Here is a 22,068-nt window from a genome sequence, read left to right as displayed (position 1 = left end):
TTCAGAAAGAGAAGAAGCACTGAAAATTAATTGAAACTCAGACTCAGACAAATGTGAGAATCTTGTAACTAATTTATGCAATTGTGTAATGCTATTCTTTATAAAGAGACTCATCTTCACCGAGTCGCAGTTCCGCAACAAAACTAAAATCCAGATACTATGAAAAACGATGAAAAAAATAATCCGATAACCAATCAGCCGTCGGACAAGCAAACACAAGGCAACGATTCTGAAAGTCAAAAGGTGACAAATAAAACTACCCCTGAAACAGAATCGGACGAAACAACTACCCTGAAAAGGACAAAGAAGTGTACCGAAAAGTGCGCTCCATAGGCCGCACTGGCAGCCAGCGAGACCACTTCTCAAAATAAGTCCCGTTTATTGAAGATAACTCGACCGGGGAAAACCCAAAACGAATTATTGATCAGGGCCTTACAGAAGAAACAAAAACGGAAATGGAAATTCCAGAAGCAGCCGATCCTACGAAAGTTGACTAATCGAGGCTTATAAAAAGTACCTTAAAATATTTCTCTCTCTTTCTCAAGGGCAATGGGCAACCGTTGCCCTATTTTTATTTTTAAAAGACGCAACTTGACAACTTGTCAAAGTTTATTTGATGCAAGCGCGAAAAAGGGCGATGACAACCACCGCAGTTTTGTGGTGCATTTTAAGAATAGCTCGTTTCATTTTGTTTCGTTTTGTGGTGATAGGAAAGATGTGGTGATTTAGATCGCTCAAAACAAAAGAAAAAAAGGGTAATAATAAAATAGGCCCTACCTCTCGACCAATCGTCAGACCATTGCCCAATAGAAGGTCGCGATATTTCATAATCTGTGAATGATGTAACTCTTTTCACGGCTTGTGTAACTCATATATAGCGCAACTGGTCATTTTTGCAAATGATAAACAACGAACAACTAAATGAACGCAGTGCATGTTGAGAATGAAACGCTTAAACATAAACAATGGGGCAATTGAACGGGATAGCGATTCGCTGGAAACCTATTTAAAAGAAATCCAAGCGGGCGACTTTCTTTCGCCCGAGCAGGAGACTCGGTGCATCAAAGAATACCGATTCGGAAACATGCAATTGCTCGAAGTAATAGTGAAAGCAAACCTTCCCTTTGTCGTCTCAGTAGCAAAACATTATCAAAATCAAGGATTGGCATTGGCAGACTTGATTAGCGAAGGAAACATTGGCCTACTCAAAGCGATTGAAAAATATGATGAAACCAAAGGGTTCAAATTCATTTCCTATGCCATCTGGTGGATTCGCAAATCTATCATCCGAGCGCTGAACGAATACTCCCGGATAATTCGTTTACCTGCGAACCAAACCAATTTGCTTGCTAAAGTAACGCGGACTTTTAAAAAGTTGGAGCAGGACTTCAATCAAGAACCAACGCTGGAAGAACTATCCCAAATATTGGGAACCAAAACGAACACCATACAGAATACATTAACGTGCTCTGCCAAACCTCTTTCGATTGATGCTCCTTTTTCGACTGATGATACAACCTCACTTTTGGATATTATTGAAAACGAGAATGCTGAAATACCTGGTAATGAAATAGAGTATACGGATTCATCGCACATAGAAATTAGGCACCTTTTAAGCAGGCTGAACCTAAATCAATTACAAGTTGTAAAAATGTATTACGGCATGGATGACGTGGAGCCCATGAACTTTCGTGAAATCAGTGTGAAACTCAATATCTCCAAAGAGCGGGCCCGGCAGATTAAACATACCGCTCTCAATAAGATCAGGCAAAATCCTGCAATTCGAAGGACCGCATAACATAAAAGTAAGTTTCAAAGCGGAAATGTGTGAATGATGTAACTCTTTTAATCAAATGTGTAACGCATCTAGCAACAAACAGTGCATCTTTGCATTGTGAAAATTATTGCACACTCTAAATAAAAACAAAATGAATACTACAGAGGTAAAAGGAAACTGGCACGAGCAAAAAGGAAAACTGAAACAAAAATTTGCAGAACTGACCGACGATAATTTGATGTTTGCCGAAGGCAAGAAAGAAGAAATGTCGGGCCGCGTTCAAATCAAATTGGGTAAAACAAAAGAGGAACTGCACAAAATTCTTTCTGAGCTTTAAACCCTATCACCATCAATTATTTATCACTCGCTTAAAAAATAGTTTTATGGAAAACCTACTCTATATCATCGCCGTCATTTTAGTCATTGGTTGGGCAATCGGATTTCTTGGCTTTCATGCCGGAGGGCTTATTCACATCCTTTTGGTCATAGCTCTGATTGCGGTCTTGTTTCGGATCATTAGAGGCAAAAGCCTTTAAGCAGCATTTCATTTCACCATTTAATTAAAACAAAAAAACATCATGAAAAAAGTATTCATTGCATCAGCATTCGCGCTTATCCTTTCTTCAGGACTTATGTCCTGCAAACGGTGTCAGGTATGCACTAAAAGCTCTTCACCGGAAGTAAGAGTTTGTGAGAAGGATTATAGCAACAACACCTTGTACGGCTTGGCACTGGATGCTTACGAAGCTCAGGGATATTCCTGCAAAAACAGTATTTAATTTACCCTTTTCTTATACCGGTGTCGTTCAAGGGCACCGGTATTTTTTTTTCTCGTGGAGTGAAATATTTCCTCTACCCACCAAAATTTTTATAGCAATGAAACTTCGATTATTTATCACACTATATGCCATTTCGACATCGGTATTTGCACAAAAGCCGATTACCGTCCTTATATCTTCACAACCATACATGAACGTGTCGCAACAAACTTTTGTAGTGCAAATTCCTCAAACAACTTTAAAGAATGTGGAATCGCACTGGTTAAAGTATATGAGCAAGGAAAGCAAAGGACGTGTCCAGGCGGCCAATGGAACCTTTGAGCAACCCAATGTGTCGCATCCAAATATTTCACCGAATCCATTTACTATCTTCAGTCAGCTAATGGGAACCACGGAGGGTGTCCGTCTCACCGCATGGTTTACTCAAAATGGCACCGATTTCCTTTTCAAGGATCCAAATAGTGGACGTGAGTTAGCCGCACAAAAATATCTACATGACTTTGCCATCCAGGAATATCGGGCGGCTGTGCAGGAAGAGTTGGCCACGGAACAAAACAAACTTCAGTTGATGGAAAAACAGCTATCCGGATTAAACCAGGATGAAGAGAAGTCAGTGAAAACCATCCAAGAAAATGAACGGGCTACCGAGCGCTCAAATGAAGCCATCATCACCAACAAGGCAGACATACAAAACTCGTCAGACAAAATAAGCAACCAAAAGGGAATGGTGGATCGTACTGCTTCTGACCCCAATGCGACGAAAGGAGCCAAGAAAACGCTGAGTCAAATGGAAGATGAAAAGAAGGAACTTCAAAAACGAAATGAAGCACAGGGCAAAGATAAGTATAGCATGAGTAAGGAGAATCGCGCAGAAGAGAGAAATACCTCTACGATTCAGCAAAAGCAAATGCTTAAAACAGCAGACATTGAAACGCAAAGGCAAAAAGTATATGAGGTGAAAACCAAATTAGACAACATAAAATAAGAGCCAAAAAATACTCCAAACAATAACAACATGAAAACAATTCAGATCATCATACTCGCCACTTTGTTTACCATTTTCTTGGACGCTACTGTAAACGCCCAGGGATGGATACACGATAAGAAAGGAATGTATTCCGCAGGTTTGGGAGTTACTCAGGTAGTCTTTTTACCCTATCAGTATTACCCTCTCAACCATCTGGGTTCGGGCGGTTTGTCCTTAAACATCGCCGGTGAATATAAGGTTCACCGTTTCATCGGCATCGGCTGGCAAACCGGAATCAACGTCTTTGTTTATGGTCGTTATTATAATAAGAATGATAAACTTTATTATAACGCCGTGGCCGTGGGGATTCCTATTGGGTTCAAGGCTAACTTCCACATTCTGGAAGCGACGAGAGCTACTATTAAGGATCGCTTAGACGTGTATGCCGGCCTGAATGTTGGAGGAGGTCCTTCGTTCCATTCCGGTCCCAAAGCAGGTGTTTATGGCTTCATATATGGTGGGCCTCAAGTTGGTGCAAGGTATTGGTTTAAGAAAGTCGCCGTATTTGGAGAAATTGGCTGGGGTGCAACTATTGCTAATATCGGAGTTACATTTTAAAAATTCACAAAAAAATAAATCCACATGAAAACTACAGGCATTATTATACTCATCGCTGGCATCGGCCTAACGGCTTTTACCTCTTTCAAGTTTTTTACAAAAGAAAAAGTAGTTGATATAGGTGCGCTAGAAATTACCAGAGACAAACCACATTATATGAATTGGTCACCGCTACTGGGAATCGCTTTGATTGGTATTGGTGGTTTGGTGTTGTGGCAGGGCACAAAAAAATAATCCTCCTCCAAATGGATGTAAAACGAATTTTCGGAACACTGCTTACCATATTAGGTATAGCTGGGCTTATTTACGCGGCTGTAGTATTTGCCAATACATCTGGGGGCACGCACGATATTAAATCGCTCATCATTTACGGGGTGCTTGGTTTATTGTTTTTCATCTCTGGCATCGGTTTGGTGCGCAATACCAAAGACGAATCTTAGTTCAGGTTGGAAGGAATTAATTTCCTTACTTCCTATCCTTAATCCCAACAAACGGTCTTTGAACCGGGCCGTTATATATCTGGCGCGGGCGACCGATGTCTTCATTCTTTTCGCGCATTTCTTTCCACTGAGAAATCCATCCGGGTAATCTTCCCAAGGCAAAAAGCACAGTGAACATAGGAGTTGGGAATCCAAGAGCTTTATAAATCAAGCCGGAGTAGAAATCAACGTTTGGATAAAGTTTCCTTTCGATAAAGTATGGATCGTTCAAAGCTGCTTCTTCCAATTCCTTGGCGATTTCGAGCAGCGGATCTTTCTTGCCAAGTTTAGCCAATACATTATCAGCAGCCTTCTTAATAATTTTAGCTCTGGGGTCAAAATTCTTGTACACCCGGTGACCGAATCCATACAGCAAGCGCTTCTTGTCCTTAGCTTCAGCAATGGCTTTTTTCACGTCGCCTTTATCCTTGTCGCGGATATATTCGAGCATTTCTAACACCTCTTGATTTGCCCCGCCATGTCGCGCACCCCATAAGGCCGCTACACCAGCACCAATCGAAGCATACAAGTTGGCATGAGAAGAACCAACGATACGCACGGTTGCTGTTGAACAGTTCTGTTCATGGTCGGCATGAAGAATCAAAAGAGTATTCATAGCACTTACCACAACAGGGTCTGCTTTATATTCTTCAGTCACATTTCCGAAGGTCATGTGCAGGAAGTTGGAAACGTAATCGTATTTATTCTGTGGGTAAAGAATCGGATGCCCCTTTCCTTTTTTCTGAATCATAGCGCAGATGGTAGGCATCTTGGCAAGAAGACGGATGATAGTCAGGTTGCTAGCTTCCGGTCTTTGATTTGGGCTGGGAGATTCAGGATAGAAAGAGGAAAGAGCAGAAATCATGGTCATCAACTGTCCCATAGGATGCGAACCGGTCGGGAAAACTTCAAATACTTTCATCAGGTTTTCATGCACCAATGTGTGCTGCGAAACCATGTGTTCAAAATTAGATAGTTGTTTTTGATTGGGCAGTTCGCCATTCAGCAGGAGGTACGCTACTTCGAGGAAGGTGGCTTTCTCTGCTAGGTCTTCAATGTTGTATCCACGGTAGCGCAGAATACCTTTTTCTCCGTCGAGAAAAGTAATATTACTTACGGTGCAACCGGTGTTGCGGTATCCTTCATCAAAGGTGACATAACCTGTCTGCCCTCTCAACTTACTGATATCAATTGCTTTCTCGTTTTCGGTACCTGTGATGACCGGAAATTCATAAGATTTTCCTTCGAGCGAAATGGTTGCTGTCTCTGCCATGATATAAACTGTTTTATCTTATTAATAAACTGCAAGCAAAATATGTTTTTGCAAGCGGGCGCGCCAAAAGTAATAAAAGAGATAAAAAAAAAGGTTGAATTTTATCCCAGAGTGGGACTATTGCTAAAAATTTAACGCCAAGCCAATGTTTCCGTTGTCTAACAGGCCAGATTCCAGCGACATCATCTTTTTGCGCATCATAAATTCGTGTTTGTTGCGCGCTCCGAAGGCGGTAAGAATAATCCCCCCGGCTATGGCCACTCCTCCTGCTATGATATAGGCTGTTCCTTGCTTGTGATTTCGATTGATATCTTTTGGGTCATTATTCAATACCGCAGTATTGTAAACTTTAAAACCCTGATACATCAAATAACCACCCGCTCCGCACAAGCCTATTCCTCCAGCTATCATCAGATTGCCGCTGGTATTGATCCTTGATAAATACACAGAATCTTCATGCGTGAAAGCAGATTTCGTCTTTAGTATTGTGACCGAATCAGTCTGCGCCATTGCAAAGCACCCGGCCATCAACAAAAAAATTAAAAGAAATAATTGGTTTTTTTTCATGTTTCAAAATATCGAAGTACTAAGGCAAACTGGCTTTAAACGAAGCATAATCTGTTATATCTAACTGATTGGATGGTGTACTTGCACAACCCAAGTCTGTTTTCTCCTTCTGGATATTGGCTACCCGATTATCCGGGTTAGGATGGGTACTAAGGAACGCCGGTGGCGAACTGGCACCTGAGTTAATAATCTTCTGAAAAAAATCCGCCGCGCCATCCGAGCGGTAGAGCGTTGGGCACAAATATTTTACCGAATGTTTGTCTGCATCGGTTTCGTCTGCACGGCTGAAAGCAAGCACAGAAAGTTGTGCCGCAATATCGGACAAGGCATTTTGGTTTTGGCCCAGCACAATTTCTAAAAGAGTGGTAATACCAAATTGTTCCGTCATCTGTCGGGTAGAGTGGCGTTGGTCAGCGTGGGCCATCTCATGTCCCATCACACCGGCTAGAGATGATGCATTGTCGAGATATTTTATCAAGCCCGTATAGATATAGATGTAGCCTCCGGGTGTACAGAAAGCATTTTGAACCGCATCATCGCGAATGATATATAGTTTCCAAGCAAAATCAGATGCATAGTCCAATTTACCCGAATTCAGAATATTGCTCTTCATACTTTCCAGATAGGCATAGGAAGCGGGATAGGCCGTTTTGTCGAGCAGCGGATACTCGGAGGGTTTGCTGGCTATTTCTGCTTCCATTTGCAAACCAAAGGTTTTGTCATCGTCAATAGTAAACAGATTCAAGTCGCTTTTCTTGCAAGAAGTAAAGGATAAAACGCTGAGGAAAACTATTAGGACAAAGGATAAAGTGGATACCTGTTTTTTCATTTTGGCTAATTATGAGGTTATAGATTATTTTCTTGTTGAAGTTTCATTTGTATAGTGGCCACCAGCATTTCAATGGCGACTTGGTTTTGCCCTCCTTGCGGAATGATGATATCAGCAAAGCGCTTGGTTGGTTCAATAAATTGAAAGTGCATATTTTTTACCACTTCATATCGTTCCAGGACATCACTCACTGTTCTTCCCCGCTGTTCCATGTCGCGCTGTATAATCCGTATCACCCGGTCATCTGCTTCTGCATCTACATATACCTTGATATTGCACAAGTCGCGGAGTCGTTTATCGGTAAACAATAAAATCCCCTCAACGATAATGACATGTTTGGGATCAATATGAACGGTCTCTTTTTTTCTGGTGCTGGTAATGAAATCATATTTCGGTTCCTCAATGGACTTTCCGCTTTTTAGTTCTTGCAAATGTTGATAGAGCAGATCAAATTCGATAGCATCGGGATGGTCAAAATTTATCAGAGATCGCTCTTCCAAAGTAAGGTGAATATTGTCCTTGTAGTAAGAGTCCATGTGAACCACCGCTATTTGATTTAGAGGGAAATACTTCAAGGTTTTCTGCACCACCGTAGTTTTTCCCGACCCTGAACCTCCTGCAATACCGATAATCAACATGCTGAGAAATTTCGCGAAATATAAGAAAAGAGGGGTTCTTTATGTTTTGTTTTCAGAGAGTATGTACTAAATTTGAAACTTAAACCCGCGTGCGGAGTAAACTAATCTACGCTTATGAAAGATACCACTAAGTTTTTCATTCTTGATGCCAAAGAAACCTTCATGGAGGTTTCTGAAAAAGAATATGAAATATGGATGAAAGAAAACGCTAAAAAATATGCTCATGAAAAAAGATTCAAGAGCAATTCCAGACATCTTACATTACATTATCTCGGCATCAACATGCCTGAGAGAGAGCGAATGATATTTATAGTAAGTACGCACATTTGTCTTCCAAATAAACCTCATCATGAATCCACGTTTGAAAACCGTTTTTTTGATACCTATCAGGAAGCGCTTAAATGCTATGAGGAATGTATTTCTTTAGAAGGGGAAATGAAAAGTAAATAATTCATAACAACGGCGAACAGCCCAAAAATAAGGACCCTTCCTCCGCGCTTTAGGGTCCTTATTTTCCAAATGAGTGTCCTTTATCTACCAAATAAGAGCCCTTCTCTACCAAAGAAGGGCCCTTCTGGCGGAGATAAGGGCCCTTCTCCAGAAAATGAGGGCCCTTCTTTCTGAACTAAGGGTCCTTATCTGGTGCAAGAGGGTTCCTTATCTTCAATTTTAGGGCCCTTATTTGGCGCATTAGGGCCCTAAAATTGAAAATAAGAGTCTATGGCAAGAGCAAACCTAATTCTGAAATGAAAATCTAGATGTTTTTCTTCTTGAAAATTCGGACGGAGAACCAAAGAGGAATGGTAATCCAGAGCAGCATAATCACCGCGGAGTAGAGGAAGCCAAAGTAGCTGCCGAAAAACTGTTTGTAAACCGCACCAGTAAAACCCATGAGTGCAGAGATGTCGAATTTGAGCAAAATAATGATTCGCCCCAGGTCAATCGGGTTGAGTGAAGTAAGTTCTATTACTGCCCGCTCGAACGGATAGTCATTGAAAACAAAAAGAATGGCCAGTACCAATCCATCATAAATAACTGAAAAGTAGAACCAAAGTAGAAGAGCGATGCCAATGCCTTTAGATTTATCCCGTGTGGCGACAGAGGTCAGAAAGGCGATGGAGGTGAACGCAAGCGAAAGCGCCGCACCGGAAGCAAGAAGAACCATGCCGGTAGAATTAAAAGACCAGATGCAGACGGGCACACCCACACCGACCGCCAGCGCAAAGAGCAGGGAGATGATGACACCAAAATATTCTCCCAGAAGAATCGTGTTCCGTCGCAAAGGCTGAGCCGCCAGCAATTCAATGAACTCGTAAGCATTATAAAAATATGTGGTAGAGAATATGATGCTGACGAGTGGTACAATAATCATTATCACCGTCATTAAACTGATGAGACTTTTTGAAGCATCGCTGTCCATCAAAAAAAGACTCAGAGAAACGACTAGCAGGAAGAAAGTATAAGCTAGAATCACCTTGCTTCGCAAGATGTCGTATATGACGTATTTGGCAATTTTAAACATGCGCGCTTTTCTTCATGATTTGTGCAATAGCTCTACTCAATTTTTCTTCACCGGTTTCATCCTTGAGTTCAGCAATCGTTTTATAGAAATGAACTTGACCTTCAAAGAGATATAAAATTTTATCGGCCATCTCTTCTACCTCACTCATTATATGCGAAGTGATGATGACCAGTTTACCGGCGGCCTTTGCTTTTCTAATTTTAGTTTTCAGAATTTCTGAAGCCAAAGGGTCCAGCCCGGCGGTGGGTTCATCTAAAATCAGGACGGCGGGATTGAAAAGGAAAGCCAGTGCGGCACTTACTTTCTGTGTGGTACCTCCTGAAAGGGTACGCATCGGTTTTTCAAACATAGGAGCAAGGCGATATTCTTCAATCAGCTCCTCATCAAGGTTTCCCTGATGGTTTTGACGAATGTCTTTGAGCATAGAGAATAGCTGCCCAATTTTCATGTTTTCAGGATACCGCCCTATCTGAGGCATGTATCCTATTTGATTTCGATAGTTGAACTCATGAAAAATATCCTTCCCGTTAAAAACAATTTTGCCTTGGTCGGCCACTACCATTCCAAGAATGCACTTAATCAGCGTCGTCTTGCCCGATCCGTTCGGACCGATGACCGAAATGACATTTCCTGATTCAAAACGGGCATTTACCCCTTTCAGAACGTGCAGCTTGCCAAATTTCTTTTCTATTTTTTCTATATCAATCATCTCGGAATTCTACTCATGAGGGGAGATTTGTCTTGGATTGTTTCGGGCACCAGCGAAGGAATCATTTTTTCTGCCCTATCCAATAGCTCGACCGTGAAACTTCGCAACAACATAACGGCATAAGGCATTTGTTCGATAATGACAGAAAACAAGCTAATGGGCTGATAAGGCACATCACCTATTTTGTTTTTGTCGAGGTCATAACCCTGATATTTGTCCCAATAATTATATCCGAAGAAATTATCGCTGAGGTTTCCGTTGGTGCCTACATCAAATGTATTGCCAGAGAAATTATTAAACCAAAAAGTGTCCTGCTGGCAGTTGGCCATCACCTTGAGCGCATAGCCATTCTTCAAAAAATCATTTTTTTCAAACCGAATGCGATTAGACCCTTCAGTAAAAACACCAATAGTGTTGCTCGTAAAAGTATTTCCCTGAATTTCGCTGTTGCTAATATCCTTTAGAAGCAAGCCATAGGAGGCATCTCCCCAATTATTGATAAAATGATTGCCGAACATGTGAACGCCTTTAGAGTACATTACAGCCACACCGGTTCCGTTATTGTCAAAAGTATTTTCTACATAGGTGTCGTTGTCGCTAAACATAAAATGCAACCCGTATCTAAAGTTATTGCGACAATAATTTTTTCTGATCAAACAGTGCTTGGCAAACTCAAAGTAAATACCATCTCGATGGCCTTCAAGATGATTATCTTCAATCGTGATGCTGTCACACTTCCAAAGGTGAACACCATTGCCTGAATCAGATTGCCCAAAGTTGGCACCCTTAGAACGGTTCCCTCTGACGGTAACGTTCTTAGAGTCACTTAGATAAATAGCAAAAAAAGTATTGGCCAATCGGCAATCCAAAATTTTCACATCGCTAGATTGAAAGACCCGGATACCCGCATAATCTTTCATACTACCTCTTTTAGAATTTCGGACATCTATTCCTATAACGGATACATGGTTAGCACGGATCACCAGAACCTCATCCATTTCCTTTCCATCGAGCACCGGACGGTTGATGCCGATAATCGTAATGGGCTTTTCAATGGTTTCATTGATGGATGTGTAAATTCCTTGTTTGATGTATAAAGTATCATAAGGCTTGGCTATTTCCAAAGCTGTTTTTAATTGCTTGATTTCACATTGCGGACAGAGCGTAATCGCTCCGGCAAAACTGCAAGCAAAAAACCCTGCTACTGAGAAAACAGTTAAAATAACTCTGAACATAAAAGCAAAATTAAAAATCAAGACGTTTCACCTCTTCCCAAGAGAGAATTTCGCCTTGCATCTCGACCTGAAACTTTTCAGCGCCTTGTTTTGAAGCAAACGCAGCCAACTTCCCTCCCATCGGACTTCTAACCTGCCCGCCTTGCAGATAAACAGCCGTTTCTGCATTCAGCAATTCGCCGGGAGATTCATAATTGATTATGAGAAAATGACCGGCCTGATAAGCAGCATCTATTTTCAGATAGTTCATCATACATTCGCCAGAGTCAAACTTTTGCACCTTCCCCTTCTTATTAACCAACTCCGCTCCAAATTTTTTATCCATAATGGTCATCTTGCAAAAGTCACACAAATCCTTTCCAAAATTAATTGGTTGCGGATTGGTATCACACGAGGAAAACGTTGCTATCACAACTAATAAACAAAGGCAAAACCTCATTTCTTGCGAAATTGTTCAATGACCAAAAGACCGACGATTACCACCGCAGGAACGATGATAAGATAACCGCCGGTATCGGGGAATGATCCAGCCAAGAAGTTCAACAGTTGCTTCCAGCCAAATAAAGGGGGCTGATAAGCCATCCCAGGGATTCGAATAGCAGCGTGTGGGTTAAGATTATGTCCATATTCATATTCCCATCGCCAAAAATCATAAATACCCCAAGCGCCACAGAACAACAAATAGCTTGCTGTGGTCCATAAGAGAAACCGCCTGCCAACCAGCGCGGTGAGTGCTGCCAAGAATACCATGATCCAAATCATGTATGGCATCACTTTAAATTCAGGAAAATTTTCTTCTTTGATTTGAGCCATACCTATGTAGTGGTTCAGCCCGTTGATGTTATTTACATCTCCCGCAATCTTGTGACTCCAGATTTCCATTTTCAATCCTTCCGGATACTGCGGGGCTTCTAAAATAATTTGCCATACCGAAACAAAATTGGCGGGAATCATGGCAAGCGCGCACAGAAAAACAATGACGCGCGTATATGTTTTTAATTTTTTCATCGCTTAAATTTATACCAAAAGCAGACACCTGCGTCTAGGCGCAAATGAACAAAATCCAAGTAACCAGTAATCTTTGACAGTAAAAAGTGGAGGCACGATATCTCGCACCTCCGTATCAATCAATCGTCCTTATTCACCGGTAGAGAATTTCAACGCGGTGCTTGAGCCCGCCGGAGAAACCCGAACATATCCTTGCATTTCTTGGTGCAAAGCGGAGCAGAAGTCTGTGCAATACATAGGGGATACTCCAACACGATCCGGAACCCACTTGAGCGTTTTTGTCTGTCCGGGCAATACGAGAATCTCCGCATTGTTCGCACCTTTCACTGCGAATCCATGCGGCACATCCCAATCTTGCTCTAAATTCGTGACGTGGAAATAGACGTTATCGCCCACTTTCACCCCTTCAATGTTATCCGGCGTAAAGTGAGAACGAATCGCCGTCATATAAACATGGACATCTTTGCCATCACGAACCACTTTCGCATCTTTCTCGGTTTTAGTGGCGTATTTGTGATTGTTATCGGCTAATTTAAAGAATTTAATCTGGTGCTTAAGAACAAGATCTGCAGGGCAGGCCTGTGCATAGTGCGGCTCGCCAATAGTCGGGAAGTCTAGAAGGAGTTGCATTTTTGCTCCGCTGATGTCATACAACTGAGCTGATTGAGTTAGTTCAGGACCAGTGGGAAGATAACGGTCTTTGGTAATTTTATTCAGTGCAATTACGTACTTTCCATAAGGTTTAATATTGTCGCCCATTGGAACACACAAGTGGCCAATAGAATAGTAAGTAGGTACCCGATCCAATATCTGTTTTGTTTTAACATCCCACTTTACAATCTCAGACGAAACAAAGAAAGAGGTATAGGCATTTCCTTTATCGTCAAATTCAGTATGTAACGGGCCAAGACCTGGTTTCTCCACTTCACCATCCAAGGCAGCTTCATATTTAATAACTGGAATTCCATCATAATCACCGTCAAAAGCCTTGTCAGCAATTGCTTTCTGAATTTTAGTAAATGAATAGACGGGAATCACGGCAGCTAATTTGCCAGAGGCAGCGATATATTCACCGGTAGGGTCTACATCACAACCATGCGGAGATTTCGGACAAGGGATAAAATAGCAGATACCAGGCAAGTCCTTTACATCCATCACATTTACTTCCTTTATCATTTCCGTAGAAGCAGTTTGGGTAGATTCGTCAAACACATTGTGCGCATAGTTTGTTGGCCATTTTTGTGCCTTGCCCTGAGCCAAATACTCTTCTGCTTTTTTCCAATTCACCGCAAGGATAAAGTCCTTATCTCTTTGACTGGCATTTACTTCAAGTAGCGTGTGCGCTTTCTCTGAATTATAGCAAGTGAAAAAATTCCAACCATGTGAAATGGCTTTACCTGCTCTTGACAAATCGTAGTCAACTCCTGGAACTAACAACTGAAAATTCAGTTTCATCCTTCCCGTTGCAGAATCTACTTTAATATAGGAAATGGTTCCCTTGAATTTATCTTTGTAGTCGGCAATAGGAGCTTCTCCATCTTTATCGTAAGGGATTGAAAATCTCGAGGCACCCACCACATACTCTGTATTTTGAGTTAAGAATGGAGATGCGTGGTTTCCTCCACAATTGGGCAACTCGATAATTTCATCAGTATGAAAGGTGCTTAAATTCGTGCGTGCGATACGCGGAGTATTATTGGCATTCACGAATATCCAGCGTCCATCATCTTGTCCGTTAGTACGAGAAAGTTGCGGGTGATGGCTATCATCCCATGGCGTATATCCGTGGGAGGTCATCAACATCGGTTTAGTCTCTTCGCTAAATCCGTAACCCGACTCCGCATCTTGTGAAAAAACAGGTACCTGTTTCAACATTCTACCCGAGGGAAGGCCATATACCCCCATCTGGCCACTAAATCCACCCGATGTAAAAAGGTATAATTCATCCTTTTTCCCCGGAGCCACATATACCTTTTGCGCTGCATCTCCAGATATGGCGGCATCCATTTTTTTCGGTTTGCAACTGCTCATAGCTCCAGATAAAAAGAGCCCCGCCACTAGAGCAGATATAGTAAAAGTTGATAACTGTTTCATTTGTTTGTGTTTTATGGTTATACTAATGTGTCTTATTTTTTAGCTTGTTCTGCTCCCTCACTGTCGTTCATCCGTAGATATTCCAACAATTCCTTTGCCTGCTCATCACTCACGTCCTGAAAGGTCATTTGAGTTAAGTGCTCAGCCAATAACTCCTTCGCTGCCGGATCCTTCTGTGTCATTTCTAATGGATTGGTTATCATATTAAGTATCCATGCGGCACTGCGAATCTTTGTTATTCCTTTCAAACCAGGTCCTACAATCTTTTGATCCGTTACTCTGTGGCAGGCTACACATTTGGCTTCAAAAACAGCCTTACCTTGCTCTGCTAACTTTGTATCTATGGTTGTCAGGGTAATATCCTTGAATTTCCCAACTCCCTGTCCATCGTCTTTGGGCTGCGCTGGCGCCGCACTTTCAGAAGTCGTTTTAGATTCTTCAGTAGCTCCTCCTCCACAACCCTGAGATGCAAGAAATATGGAAGCTACGAGAATGGTTAGAAATGTTTTTCCGCCGAGATAATTGATTGATTTTTTCATACTTTTTGTTTTTTTGATTTTAACGATGCAAAACTGAGCAATGCTCTAAAGAACGGTTATGAGTACCATCAAAGCGTGATATGATTAATGTCAATCAAAAGATTATTTGGTCTTTTTTTACGCATGAAGTTATAACCGAGGCGCAAATATATAAGTTCAAGTCAGGTTACAGAATACAAACGGCGTTATATTTTATTTTACATAACGATACCTTCCCGAAAATCTAATTGTTGGGCCTCCCGTTACTACCGACCTACTATATATATGCCCTATTGGAAAACTTCTACAGTACAACCCTTATCAGCAAGCCATGCGGCTGAGGTTTTATTTATCTCAATTAATTCCTTAGCGTATTAATTGTCGTAATTAAATGTTGAATCCACTTGGGAAAACACTTCATTAATATGGTTCAGAGCTTCTTTACTTTTTGCCACATCGGTACCCTTCAAAATATTTGCTTGTTCCCTGATTCTATTTAGATTTATACAGAGTAGATTCTTCGAGTTTTCATCTAATCGGCAATGCTCTGTCACCCGATCTGCGTGTCTCAATAATAACTCGCCGAATTCCTGATAAGCCATCAGGCTTTCATATTTCTCTTGATTTAGCAAGGTAAAGTTTTCAATCGTATTGCCCATACTTTTCAGTTCTTGAGCTGTAGCTTGATCAGTGGTCCATTTTCCTGCTTCATTTTTTGATTGAAAATAGGTTTCATCATCCACTGCTTTTCCAAAAGAATTTTCGTGGCTATCATTACATGACCCCAACAAGAAAACAACACCGAGAAACCAAAATATCCCTACAAGTTTTGACATAATTATTAATTGTTTTAGGGCGCAATGATAATTAACCTACCCTATTAAGTAGTATATGATAAACCAAATGCTCTTTTCTGAGTTTTGTCATTTGGTTCGTCTTAATAAGCGATTACATTTGTTTCCAATTAAACCATAACCAAAAAAGACTTTATGAAAAAAACAATCTCAATCTTCGCCTTAATCATCGCCCTATTCAGTTTTAATTCATGCAACACGGCAAGCACCGAGCAGCCTGCCGCTTCTTCAGAGAGTGCAGAAGCCGCAGGAGGCGGACAAAGTTCCGTGCAGGATGATCAATCAGAACCTGATGTGGTCAAAATCGCAGTAGGATCAAAGGATCACACTACCTTGGTTGCCGCATTGAAAGCCGCAGAGTATGTGGATGTTCTCTCCAATGCCGGACCTTTCACGGTTTTTGCACCAACCAATGAGGCCTTTGACAAACTACCGGCTGGAACTTTAGAAGGACTTCTTAAACCAGAAGCAAAAAAGGATTTACGGAATATTCTGGAATACCATGTTTTTGTAGGCGGTATCAAAACCGAAAACATGAAGGACGGTCAAGTGCTGAATCAGGCAAATCTCGATAACGTTACTATTGGAGTGAAGGACGGAGTTTACACCGTAAATGGTGCAAAAATCTTAGCTTCTATACCTGCAGCTAATGGAATCGTTCACGTGATAGATGCCGTTTTACTGCCACCGGCAAAAGCAAAAAAATAAAATAAGACGCCTTTCCTTTAATACTAAAGGTGCTTGGTGAAAGAAATCTTATGCTGCCAGCCAGATAAGAAGCAGGTTAATTCAGTAGATTTTTTAACCGACTTTCATCAAGCACTTTTATTTTGCCATCCGAAATCTCAATCAACTTCTCACTCTTAAAATCACTGAGCGTCCGAATCAAACTCTCGGTCGCTGTTCCTACCACTTGTGCTAAATCCTCTCGAGGAACCTCTAGTTTTGGTTTGTCTCCGGGTGTTTTTTTGAACTTATCATAAACATGTAGCAAAGCAGTTGCTACTCGTTTGCGCAGCGAGTTATAAGCAAGATTTAGCAAGGCATCCTCGCGATCAATTAGATTGTGAGACAATAACTTTATAAAGCGTTTCGCTACTTGTGCATCGCTGTTTAACAAGATGTGAAAGTCAACTTGTGGGATGAGCATGACTTCACTGTCCTCCATAGCCTCGGCATTATCGGCATAAGCAGACTCTTCCAACAAAGCTGTATAACCCATAAAATCTCCTGCCTTGTATAGGGAAGTAATAAGCTCTTTGCCATCCTCATTCATACGAAATGATTTGACGATTCCTTTTACCATAAAAAATAAATACGAAGGACGATGGCCATGTGTATAGACCATCTGCTTCTTCTTGAATGTCCGAATTTCTCGATCGCCTTTCGTTAAATCTGCAAAACCGTTGGTGCGTGTCTGCTCAAGAAAACCATTGATGCCATCCACATTGGAAGCAAATTCGGTTTTCATCAGTTCTGCTTTCTTCAATCGAACTTCTATCGCATTCAGCAGTTCGATGTCATCAAAAGGTTTCGTGATGTAATCATCCGCACCCATTTCCATCCCTTTGCGAAAGTCTGTTCTTTCTGCCTTGGCCGTCAAAAATATAAAGGGGATAGACGATGTTTTTGGGTTTTTATTCAGCATGTGCAACACCCCGTAACCATCCAGTTCAGGCATCATAATGTCACAAATAATCAAGTCAGGGCTTTCCTTTAAAATGAGGTCCACTCCTTTCTTCCCATTGGGCGAGGCCAGCACCTTATATTCAGCCAGTTCCAGAATTTCAGCAATATTCTCCCGAACAGCTTTATTATCCTCAATTAATACAATCTTTTTACTCATAGACTTTTTTTGATGGTAAGGTAATAGTAAAAATAGTACCCGAATTTACCTCACTTTGTAAACTTATTTCTCCGTTCAGTAATTCGAGATATTTACTCACAATATGCAGTCCCAATCCGGTACCTTGAATATTCTCCGCGTTTTTGGCTCTAAAAAATCTTTCAAAGAGGTGTGTTTGATCTTCTTTAGAGATACCAATGCCTTGGTCTTTAATTTGCAAGACCATTTTTAGTGGGCTCTTCTTACCGGATATCTCGATGTCCGAATTTTCCGGCGAAAACTTACTCGCATTAGAAACCATATTTATCAATACATTTTTCAGCATGCGCTTGTCTGAAAAGATCTTCTCCTCTCCGGTATGTTTAAATTTTATTTGCTGACCCAATTGCAAAAGGTCTTTCATTTCAGCTATAAATTCTTTCATAAACAACTCAATAGAAAACCATTCATATTTAGCTTCAATCTGCCCTTCTTCAATCTTTCCTAAAGACAACAAATCTTCCAGCATAAGGTTTAGATGTTGTACCCCTTCTTTTATTCGCTGCACATGTCGTTCTCGATTAGGCTGATCTTCTTCCTTCTTATATTTGGATAGCAACGAAGCCGAAGAAAGAACCGCTGCCAAAGGAGTTCTGAATTCGTGCGAAACCGTAGAGACAAATCGCGTCTTCAAATCATTTAATTCCTTTTCCCTTTCCAACGAGCGTTCCAATTCTACTTTCGACTTTTCTAATTGGGTCAAGGTTTCACGAAGCATCATGGTGCGACCCTGAATTTTTTGTTCCAACTCCGCATTTAATTTTTTAACCTCGCTACTCACCTTTATCAATTCTTCCTGCTGCTGCTTCTGGATTTCTTCATTGTCTTTACGAATCGTGATGTCAATGACAAATGCAATGACATACACTACTCCATTCATCGTATAATGGCTAAGGCTCACCTCCACCGGAAAGATGGTTGAATCCTTCCTTCGAGCAAATAATTCCCTACCCGAACCCATCGTTTTGTTCACGGGCTGATGGTGATAGGCTTTCTGGTGTTGTTGATGGCTTTTATGAAACTCAATAGGTATTAATAGCTCAATCTGCTTACCAATCATCTCATACTTGGTATAATCAAACATCTTTTCGGCTGCGGGATTGACCAAAACAATCTCACCCTTGCTATTAGACAGCACAATGCCTTCGGTAGCATTTTCGAACAGCGATGCCATCATCACATTATTATCAAAACTCTTGTTCATCGCAGTGTCAAACATAGTGCATCCCCCTATCATTTCAAAGGGAGACTGCCGTAACCTGATATGACCGGCTTGTAGATTTATGGCGCAATCCGGTATCCAGAACGGCTGGGTTTTAGATAAGGCTGGCCAGCTATTTTTGAGAAGCAGGAACTTTCAGCACAGGCTCGCTCGTGGACTTTGCCCTGTTTAGTTCATCCATTAAAAATTGGAACGTCCCCCCCCGCCTTTTTGTGTTTCCAATCCTGACACCTTAGTATTCGTTTCACGCGTCCCCACACACAGTAGCCTGCCCCCGTCCGTTTGCGTAGACCTTAGCCCCCCCCCCCCCCCCCCCGACCGGACCGGCAAACCCCCCCCCCCCCCCCCCCCCCCCCCGGCCCTGCCGGAAAAAATTGCGCGCGGCCGGCCCCGGACCCCCCCCCGCAATTCCCCCCCCCCCCGGGTCCGTCGCGCTCAATTCACCCCCCCCCCCCCGGCCCTCCACCGCATTCTTGTTCGACTCGTTCAACACATATCATTTCTTCGCCTCGTTCACATTCAGCCATACTTTTCCCATACTCCGCCAGCTTCACCACCGCCGTGTCTAACCATTCTTGATCCGGTCACCCGCGATGTCGCGATTCTTCACCGCGTCAATCTGCATCAATTAAATCATCCAGCGAATCATTTTCAAATTCAGATCATCCACAATAGCCCCCGTCAAACCATCGCCTGCCAAATCGGCCTCGCCAAGTGCTGCCCAAATATACATCCTGCTGACTCAAACTGTCCTCCCAAGGCCGCTGTCCTCGCCATCTTCGGAGCCGCAAACTCCGCCCCGCGTTCCGGTTCGCAACGCCCAGAACTCCTCGTCCGTCGCCGTCGCGTCAAACGTTTCGCGCAAACCCTCAATCACCGCCAACTCCCCCCCCCCGGACCCTAAAAGTTTCGCTTACCCGAAAAAATTGAGCTTGCATCGCTCCTCCTTTTGGCTTCAATAATGGTGCCCTTTTTGTTTTATGATGATGGCTAGCAAAATAAGTTATTAGACTTCATAGGAAAATACGGGTTTGTTTAATTATATGCCTGACGGCTAACTATTAGTCATATTTTTTTTTTTTTTTTTTCAAAGAAAATGTTTTAATCAGGAAATAATTATAAAGCTTTGATAAAGGAGACTAAATATAGTTAGCCTTTAAAGAATCAGCTTATTTATCGGTATAAGGTGATGCTATTAGAGGTGGAAGGGGGTGTGCGCTGCCCCCGCGCGGTTAAAACTTGATGGTGTAGTGATAACTTTCGCCTTGTTTCTTTTCGCTTGGCGTGGTTTCATATTGAATACTGATACCGGTTTGTTTGGGTAATACGAAAGGGATTTTCATGGTTTGTGTATGCTTGATTTTCATACCTCTTTCGGTGGTGTCTTCAAAACGCATGAGCAAACACAATCGTTCCGCTTCTTCATCTAATCCATGACCTAAACGATGAGTGGATTCTGCTTTCAGCACTTTCCCTCGGTCATCTACTTCACACTTCACATGGGCGATGCCTTCAACTTTCTGTTCGATAGCTGCTTGCGGATAGACCAAGTTTTCGGATAAGAAATCTTGAAAGGCTTTTTTGCCACCAATGAATCCGGGCTTGCGAATTGAGTGAAAGGGTTTCTTTTCTTTTTTCATGATTTCATCATCTAAAAATAAAAAAAGCCACCGGGAAACGATGGCTTTTAAAATATGATAGAGAACAAATTTCTATTCGTTGTCTTTCTTGGGTAGCGGCGGAACTGATTCCAAAGGAACTTCCGGAGTTACGGGAGCCACCGGTACCACATTTTCAGTGGGTTGCAGTTCCTTTTCCTTTTTGGATTTCTTCTTTGGCCCGTCATCTACCAGCGAGACTCCGGTGTTGTTCTGACCGGCTTTCTTACCCCCCTTTGCAAAGTCGAACAGGAGGCTGAATCGCAACGTGTTATCCAATGGATTTCGCTGAATGGTGGTAGGGATGAGGTAAGAGAAATTTAAACCAACCACACTGTACTTCACCGTCAAACCAGCGGTAAGAAACTGGCGATTTCCTTTGGTAGAAGGCTCATAAAAATATCCGAAACGAGCGCCGAACTGTTTGTTATACATATACTCCACACCGGCGCCGATAGTAATTTCTCTCATCTCTTCCTTGAAGCCACCGGGGGCATCTCCAAATGAAGTAAACATGCCGGTGATGGGCGATTTTTCACGAAAGTCATAAATAGCGTTATTGTTATTATCAACTGTATCAGGCGATGGAACCAACAATTTATTGAAATCTACGTAGGCACCAACAGTACTGTGTTTGTCAACGTCGAGCGTATATCCAAAACCAAGACCAAGATTGGTGGGAATGTAATCCCGCTGCCCTTTATTAGTTGGGTTATACGTTATTTTACTACCGATATTTGAAATATTCATGCCGGCAGCAAATTCATGGACAAATTTGTTTTCCTTATTCTCGTTATACCTCTTCTTGAAATACCAGGAAATATCTCCCGAACCGGCGATTCCCGCCTTAACTTGTCCCCCCTGCCCACCGGCCAGGTTGGAGTAGATAAAACGAAGAGAAGCCGCAATAGAAAAATACTTGCCCAATACGCGCGCATAATGTCCATCAATGGCAAATTCATTCGGGCGAAACTGTCCGGTTTCCTGACCGTTCACGTCTGTAAAAGTAATGTTGCCCAAAGAGAAATAGCGCACCGACAATGCAATGGTTTGCATTTTTTTCACCTTGTAATAACCATTGATATTCACCAGATAAATATCGTTGACCAATGCCTTGAGCCAAGGGCTGAACGTTACGGCAAAACCAAAATCTTTATCAATGAAAGCCATCTTAGCCGGATTGAGATATAAGCCGTTTGCATCGGTAGGCGAAGCTATTCCCACATCCCCCATTCCTCCGGCGCGGGCATCGGGAACGATGCGTAGAAAAGGAACGGCTGTTGTTACCGTATTGATTTTCCCCGCACCGGTATTCACGGTTTGAGCCTTGGAAGCTGATGTAAAGAACACAAACAGCACCGTAGAGGCAAACAGCATTTTAGAACGCAACAGTAAATTCATTGATTAATAATTGGTTAGGTAAAGTTGTTGCAATA

28 protein-coding genes are annotated in these 22,068 nt (G+C 42.0%); 11 read left to right on the top strand and 17 right to left on the bottom strand.

The genetic code is table 11. From position 1 onward, the window contains the following. The first annotated feature begins 159 nt into the window (after positions 1–159). Positions 160–333, top strand: a complete 174-nt coding sequence (locus IPP77_09700) for a hypothetical protein (protein ID MBL0309928.1) — start codon at positions 160–162, stop codon at positions 331–333. A 276-nt stretch (positions 334–609) separates the two neighbouring features. On the opposite strand, the gene IPP77_09695 is transcribed toward IPP77_09700, so the two are convergent. After that, positions 610–828, bottom strand: coding sequence for a hypothetical protein (locus tag IPP77_09695; GenBank protein MBL0309927.1), 219 nt, complete (start codon positions 826–828; stop codon positions 610–612). 115 nt (positions 829–943) lie between these two features. Between IPP77_09695 and IPP77_09690 the strand changes: the two genes are divergently transcribed. The 8 genes from IPP77_09690 to IPP77_09655 all read left to right on the top strand — a co-directional run bounded on the left by IPP77_09690 (position 944) and on the right by IPP77_09655 (position 4,581). Next, complete coding sequence (locus IPP77_09690) at positions 944–1,798, top strand: RNA polymerase sigma factor RpoD/SigA (protein ID MBL0309926.1); 855 nt, start codon at positions 944–946, stop codon at positions 1,796–1,798. Between the two features lie 130 nt (positions 1,799–1,928). Further along, complete coding sequence (locus IPP77_09685) at positions 1,929–2,114, top strand: CsbD family protein (protein MBL0309925.1); 186 nt, start codon at positions 1,929–1,931, stop codon at positions 2,112–2,114. A 46-nt stretch (positions 2,115–2,160) separates the two neighbouring features. After that, positions 2,161–2,313, top strand: a complete 153-nt coding sequence (locus IPP77_09680) for a lmo0937 family membrane protein (protein MBL0309924.1) — start codon at positions 2,161–2,163, stop codon at positions 2,311–2,313. A gap of 42 nt (positions 2,314–2,355) precedes the next feature. Then, positions 2,356–2,556, top strand: a complete 201-nt coding sequence (locus IPP77_09675; protein MBL0309923.1) for a hypothetical protein — start codon at positions 2,356–2,358, stop codon at positions 2,554–2,556. A gap of 97 nt (positions 2,557–2,653) precedes the next feature. Continuing rightward, positions 2,654–3,541, top strand: coding sequence for a hypothetical protein (locus tag IPP77_09670; GenBank protein ID MBL0309922.1), 888 nt, complete (start codon positions 2,654–2,656; stop codon positions 3,539–3,541). A 30-nt stretch (positions 3,542–3,571) separates the two neighbouring features. Continuing rightward, positions 3,572–4,141, top strand: coding sequence for a hypothetical protein (locus IPP77_09665; GenBank protein ID MBL0309921.1), 570 nt, complete (start codon positions 3,572–3,574; stop codon positions 4,139–4,141). 24 nt (positions 4,142–4,165) lie between these two features. Beyond that, positions 4,166–4,375: an LPXTG cell wall anchor domain-containing protein gene (locus IPP77_09660; GenBank protein MBL0309920.1), complete on the top strand. Its 210-nt coding sequence runs from the start codon at positions 4,166–4,168 to the stop codon at positions 4,373–4,375. A gap of 11 nt (positions 4,376–4,386) precedes the next feature. Beyond that, positions 4,387–4,581, top strand: coding sequence for a hypothetical protein (locus IPP77_09655; GenBank protein ID MBL0309919.1), 195 nt, complete (start codon positions 4,387–4,389; stop codon positions 4,579–4,581). Between the two features lie 25 nt (positions 4,582–4,606). On the opposite strand, the gene IPP77_09650 is transcribed toward IPP77_09655, so the two are convergent. From IPP77_09650 to udk, 4 genes are all read right to left on the bottom strand, one after another. Then, a complete protein-coding gene (locus IPP77_09650) occupies positions 4,607–5,893 on the bottom strand; it encodes a citrate synthase (GenBank protein ID MBL0309918.1) in 1,287 nt (428 codons plus the stop codon). A 123-nt stretch (positions 5,894–6,016) separates the two neighbouring features. Then, the gene (locus IPP77_09645; protein ID MBL0309917.1) at positions 6,017–6,460 is read right to left on the bottom strand and encodes a hypothetical protein; all 444 of its coding nucleotides are present in this window, start codon (positions 6,458–6,460) and stop codon (positions 6,017–6,019) included. A 19-nt stretch (positions 6,461–6,479) separates the two neighbouring features. Continuing rightward, the gene (locus tag IPP77_09640; protein ID MBL0309916.1) at positions 6,480–7,289 is read right to left on the bottom strand and encodes a M48 family metalloprotease; all 810 of its coding nucleotides are present in this window, start codon (positions 7,287–7,289) and stop codon (positions 6,480–6,482) included. A gap of 17 nt (positions 7,290–7,306) precedes the next feature. Further along, complete coding sequence (gene udk / locus IPP77_09635; GenBank protein ID MBL0309915.1) at positions 7,307–7,927, bottom strand: uridine kinase; 621 nt, start codon at positions 7,925–7,927, stop codon at positions 7,307–7,309. 114 nt (positions 7,928–8,041) lie between these two features. Here udk and IPP77_09630 point away from each other — a divergent pair, with 114 nt between their 5' ends. Then, positions 8,042–8,377: a hypothetical protein gene (locus IPP77_09630; protein ID MBL0309914.1), complete on the top strand. Its 336-nt coding sequence runs from the start codon at positions 8,042–8,044 to the stop codon at positions 8,375–8,377. A 304-nt stretch (positions 8,378–8,681) separates the two neighbouring features. On the opposite strand, the gene IPP77_09625 is transcribed toward IPP77_09630, so the two are convergent. The 8 genes from IPP77_09625 to IPP77_09590 all read right to left on the bottom strand — a co-directional run bounded on the left by IPP77_09625 (position 8,682) and on the right by IPP77_09590 (position 15,849). Next, on the bottom strand, positions 8,682–9,449 hold the full coding sequence (locus IPP77_09625; protein MBL0309913.1) for an ABC transporter permease subunit: 768 nt from the start codon (positions 9,447–9,449) through the stop codon (positions 8,682–8,684). Beyond that, positions 9,442–10,158 carry an ABC transporter ATP-binding protein gene (locus IPP77_09620; protein MBL0309912.1) on the bottom strand — a complete coding sequence of 239 codons (717 nt, stop codon included), beginning with the start codon at positions 10,156–10,158 and terminating at the stop codon, positions 9,442–9,444. The genes IPP77_09625 and IPP77_09620 overlap by 8 nt, the downstream gene beginning before the upstream one ends. Further along, the gene (locus tag IPP77_09615) at positions 10,155–11,393 is read right to left on the bottom strand and encodes a nitrous oxide reductase family maturation protein NosD (protein ID MBL0309911.1); all 1,239 of its coding nucleotides are present in this window, start codon (positions 11,391–11,393) and stop codon (positions 10,155–10,157) included. The genes IPP77_09620 and IPP77_09615 overlap by 4 nt, the downstream gene beginning before the upstream one ends. Positions 11,394–11,403: 10 nt before the next feature. Then, positions 11,404–11,718: a nitrous oxide reductase accessory protein NosL gene (locus IPP77_09610; protein ID MBL0309910.1), complete on the bottom strand. Its 315-nt coding sequence runs from the start codon at positions 11,716–11,718 to the stop codon at positions 11,404–11,406. A 110-nt stretch (positions 11,719–11,828) separates the two neighbouring features. Next, positions 11,829–12,401 carry a hypothetical protein gene (locus IPP77_09605; protein MBL0309909.1) on the bottom strand — a complete coding sequence of 191 codons (573 nt, stop codon included), beginning with the start codon at positions 12,399–12,401 and terminating at the stop codon, positions 11,829–11,831. 129 nt (positions 12,402–12,530) lie between these two features. Then, positions 12,531–14,495, bottom strand: a complete 1,965-nt coding sequence (nosZ, locus tag IPP77_09600; protein MBL0309908.1) for a Sec-dependent nitrous-oxide reductase — start codon at positions 14,493–14,495, stop codon at positions 12,531–12,533. Between the two features lie 32 nt (positions 14,496–14,527). Continuing rightward, complete coding sequence (locus tag IPP77_09595; GenBank protein ID MBL0309907.1) at positions 14,528–15,034, bottom strand: cytochrome c; 507 nt, start codon at positions 15,032–15,034, stop codon at positions 14,528–14,530. A gap of 353 nt (positions 15,035–15,387) precedes the next feature. Beyond that, complete coding sequence (locus tag IPP77_09590; GenBank protein MBL0309906.1) at positions 15,388–15,849, bottom strand: hypothetical protein; 462 nt, start codon at positions 15,847–15,849, stop codon at positions 15,388–15,390. A 153-nt stretch (positions 15,850–16,002) separates the two neighbouring features. Here IPP77_09590 and IPP77_09585 point away from each other — a divergent pair, with 153 nt between their 5' ends. Beyond that, positions 16,003–16,575: a fasciclin domain-containing protein gene (locus IPP77_09585; GenBank protein MBL0309905.1), complete on the top strand. Its 573-nt coding sequence runs from the start codon at positions 16,003–16,005 to the stop codon at positions 16,573–16,575. Between the two features lie 76 nt (positions 16,576–16,651). Here IPP77_09585 and IPP77_09580 read toward each other — a convergent pair whose 3' ends face one another. The 4 genes from IPP77_09580 to porV form a co-directional block, all read right to left on the bottom strand. Then, positions 16,652–17,713 carry a response regulator gene (locus tag IPP77_09580; protein MBL0309904.1) on the bottom strand — a complete coding sequence of 354 codons (1,062 nt, stop codon included), beginning with the start codon at positions 17,711–17,713 and terminating at the stop codon, positions 16,652–16,654. Further along, a complete protein-coding gene (locus IPP77_09575; GenBank protein MBL0309903.1) occupies positions 17,706–18,971 on the bottom strand; it encodes a PAS domain S-box protein in 1,266 nt (421 codons plus the stop codon). Before IPP77_09575 ends, IPP77_09580 begins: the two co-directional genes overlap by 8 nt. 1,235 nt (positions 18,972–20,206) lie before the next feature. Then, the gene (locus tag IPP77_09570; GenBank protein ID MBL0309902.1) at positions 20,207–20,614 is read right to left on the bottom strand and encodes a TonB family protein; all 408 of its coding nucleotides are present in this window, start codon (positions 20,612–20,614) and stop codon (positions 20,207–20,209) included. 72 nt (positions 20,615–20,686) lie between these two features. Further along, the gene (porV, locus tag IPP77_09565; protein MBL0309901.1) at positions 20,687–22,033 is read right to left on the bottom strand and encodes a type IX secretion system outer membrane channel protein PorV; all 1,347 of its coding nucleotides are present in this window, start codon (positions 22,031–22,033) and stop codon (positions 20,687–20,689) included. Between the last annotated feature and the right edge of the window lie 35 nt (positions 22,034–22,068).

The sequence above is a fragment of the Bacteroidota bacterium genome (genome assembly GCA_016722375.1).
Taxonomy (GTDB): Bacteria; Bacteroidota; Bacteroidia; order Chitinophagales; family LD1; genus Bog-950.
The sequence above is the reverse complement of the archived record's forward strand: the minus strand, read 5'-3'. Positions and strand labels throughout refer to the sequence as shown.

Bases quoted from the DNA above. Each gene is read 5' to 3' on its own strand.
- porV (MBL0309901.1), bottom strand. From the start codon at position 22,033: ATGAATTTACTGTTGCGTTCTAAAATGCTGTTTGCCTCTACGGTGCTG.
- IPP77_09570 (MBL0309902.1), bottom strand. From the start codon at position 20,614: ATGAAAAAAGAAAAGAAACCCTTTCACTCAATTCGCAAGCCCGGATTC.
- IPP77_09630 (MBL0309914.1), top strand. From the start codon at position 8,042: ATGAAAGATACCACTAAGTTTTTCATTCTTGATGCCAAAGAAACCTTC.
- IPP77_09580 (MBL0309904.1), bottom strand. From the start codon at position 17,713: ATGAGTAAAAAGATTGTATTAATTGAGGATAATAAAGCTGTTCGGGAG.
- IPP77_09645 (MBL0309917.1), bottom strand. From the start codon at position 6,460: ATGAAAAAAAACCAATTATTTCTTTTAATTTTTTTGTTGATGGCCGGG.
- IPP77_09655 (MBL0309919.1), top strand. From the start codon at position 4,387: ATGGATGTAAAACGAATTTTCGGAACACTGCTTACCATATTAGGTATA.
- IPP77_09695 (MBL0309927.1), bottom strand. From the start codon at position 828: ATGAAATATCGCGACCTTCTATTGGGCAATGGTCTGACGATTGGTCGA.
- IPP77_09665 (MBL0309921.1), top strand. From the start codon at position 3,572: ATGAAAACAATTCAGATCATCATACTCGCCACTTTGTTTACCATTTTC.
- IPP77_09640 (MBL0309916.1), bottom strand. From the start codon at position 7,289: ATGAAAAAACAGGTATCCACTTTATCCTTTGTCCTAATAGTTTTCCTC.
- IPP77_09670 (MBL0309922.1), top strand. From the start codon at position 2,654: ATGAAACTTCGATTATTTATCACACTATATGCCATTTCGACATCGGTA.
- IPP77_09700 (MBL0309928.1), top strand. From the start codon at position 160: ATGAAAAACGATGAAAAAAATAATCCGATAACCAATCAGCCGTCGGAC.
- IPP77_09605 (MBL0309909.1), bottom strand. From the start codon at position 12,401: ATGAAAAAATTAAAAACATATACGCGCGTCATTGTTTTTCTGTGCGCG.
- nosZ (MBL0309908.1), bottom strand. From the start codon at position 14,495: ATGAAACAGTTATCAACTTTTACTATATCTGCTCTAGTGGCGGGGCTC.
- IPP77_09690 (MBL0309926.1), top strand. From the start codon at position 944: ATGAAACGCTTAAACATAAACAATGGGGCAATTGAACGGGATAGCGAT.
- IPP77_09650 (MBL0309918.1), bottom strand. From the start codon at position 5,893: ATGGCAGAGACAGCAACCATTTCGCTCGAAGGAAAATCTTATGAATTT.
- IPP77_09660 (MBL0309920.1), top strand. From the start codon at position 4,166: ATGAAAACTACAGGCATTATTATACTCATCGCTGGCATCGGCCTAACG.
- IPP77_09625 (MBL0309913.1), bottom strand. From the start codon at position 9,449: ATGTTTAAAATTGCCAAATACGTCATATACGACATCTTGCGAAGCAAG.
- IPP77_09685 (MBL0309925.1), top strand. From the start codon at position 1,929: ATGAATACTACAGAGGTAAAAGGAAACTGGCACGAGCAAAAAGGAAAA.
- IPP77_09590 (MBL0309906.1), bottom strand. From the start codon at position 15,849: ATGTCAAAACTTGTAGGGATATTTTGGTTTCTCGGTGTTGTTTTCTTG.
- udk (MBL0309915.1), bottom strand. From the start codon at position 7,927: ATGTTGATTATCGGTATTGCAGGAGGTTCAGGGTCGGGAAAAACTACG.
- IPP77_09615 (MBL0309911.1), bottom strand. From the start codon at position 11,393: ATGTTCAGAGTTATTTTAACTGTTTTCTCAGTAGCAGGGTTTTTTGCT.
- IPP77_09620 (MBL0309912.1), bottom strand. From the start codon at position 10,158: ATGATTGATATAGAAAAAATAGAAAAGAAATTTGGCAAGCTGCACGTT.
- IPP77_09585 (MBL0309905.1), top strand. From the start codon at position 16,003: ATGAAAAAAACAATCTCAATCTTCGCCTTAATCATCGCCCTATTCAGT.
- IPP77_09595 (MBL0309907.1), bottom strand. From the start codon at position 15,034: ATGAAAAAATCAATCAATTATCTCGGCGGAAAAACATTTCTAACCATT.
- IPP77_09680 (MBL0309924.1), top strand. From the start codon at position 2,161: ATGGAAAACCTACTCTATATCATCGCCGTCATTTTAGTCATTGGTTGG.
- IPP77_09675 (MBL0309923.1), top strand. From the start codon at position 2,356: ATGAAAAAAGTATTCATTGCATCAGCATTCGCGCTTATCCTTTCTTCA.
- IPP77_09610 (MBL0309910.1), bottom strand. From the start codon at position 11,718: ATGGATAAAAAATTTGGAGCGGAGTTGGTTAATAAGAAGGGGAAGGTG.
- IPP77_09575 (MBL0309903.1), bottom strand. From the start codon at position 18,971: ATGTTTGACACTGCGATGAACAAGAGTTTTGATAATAATGTGATGATG.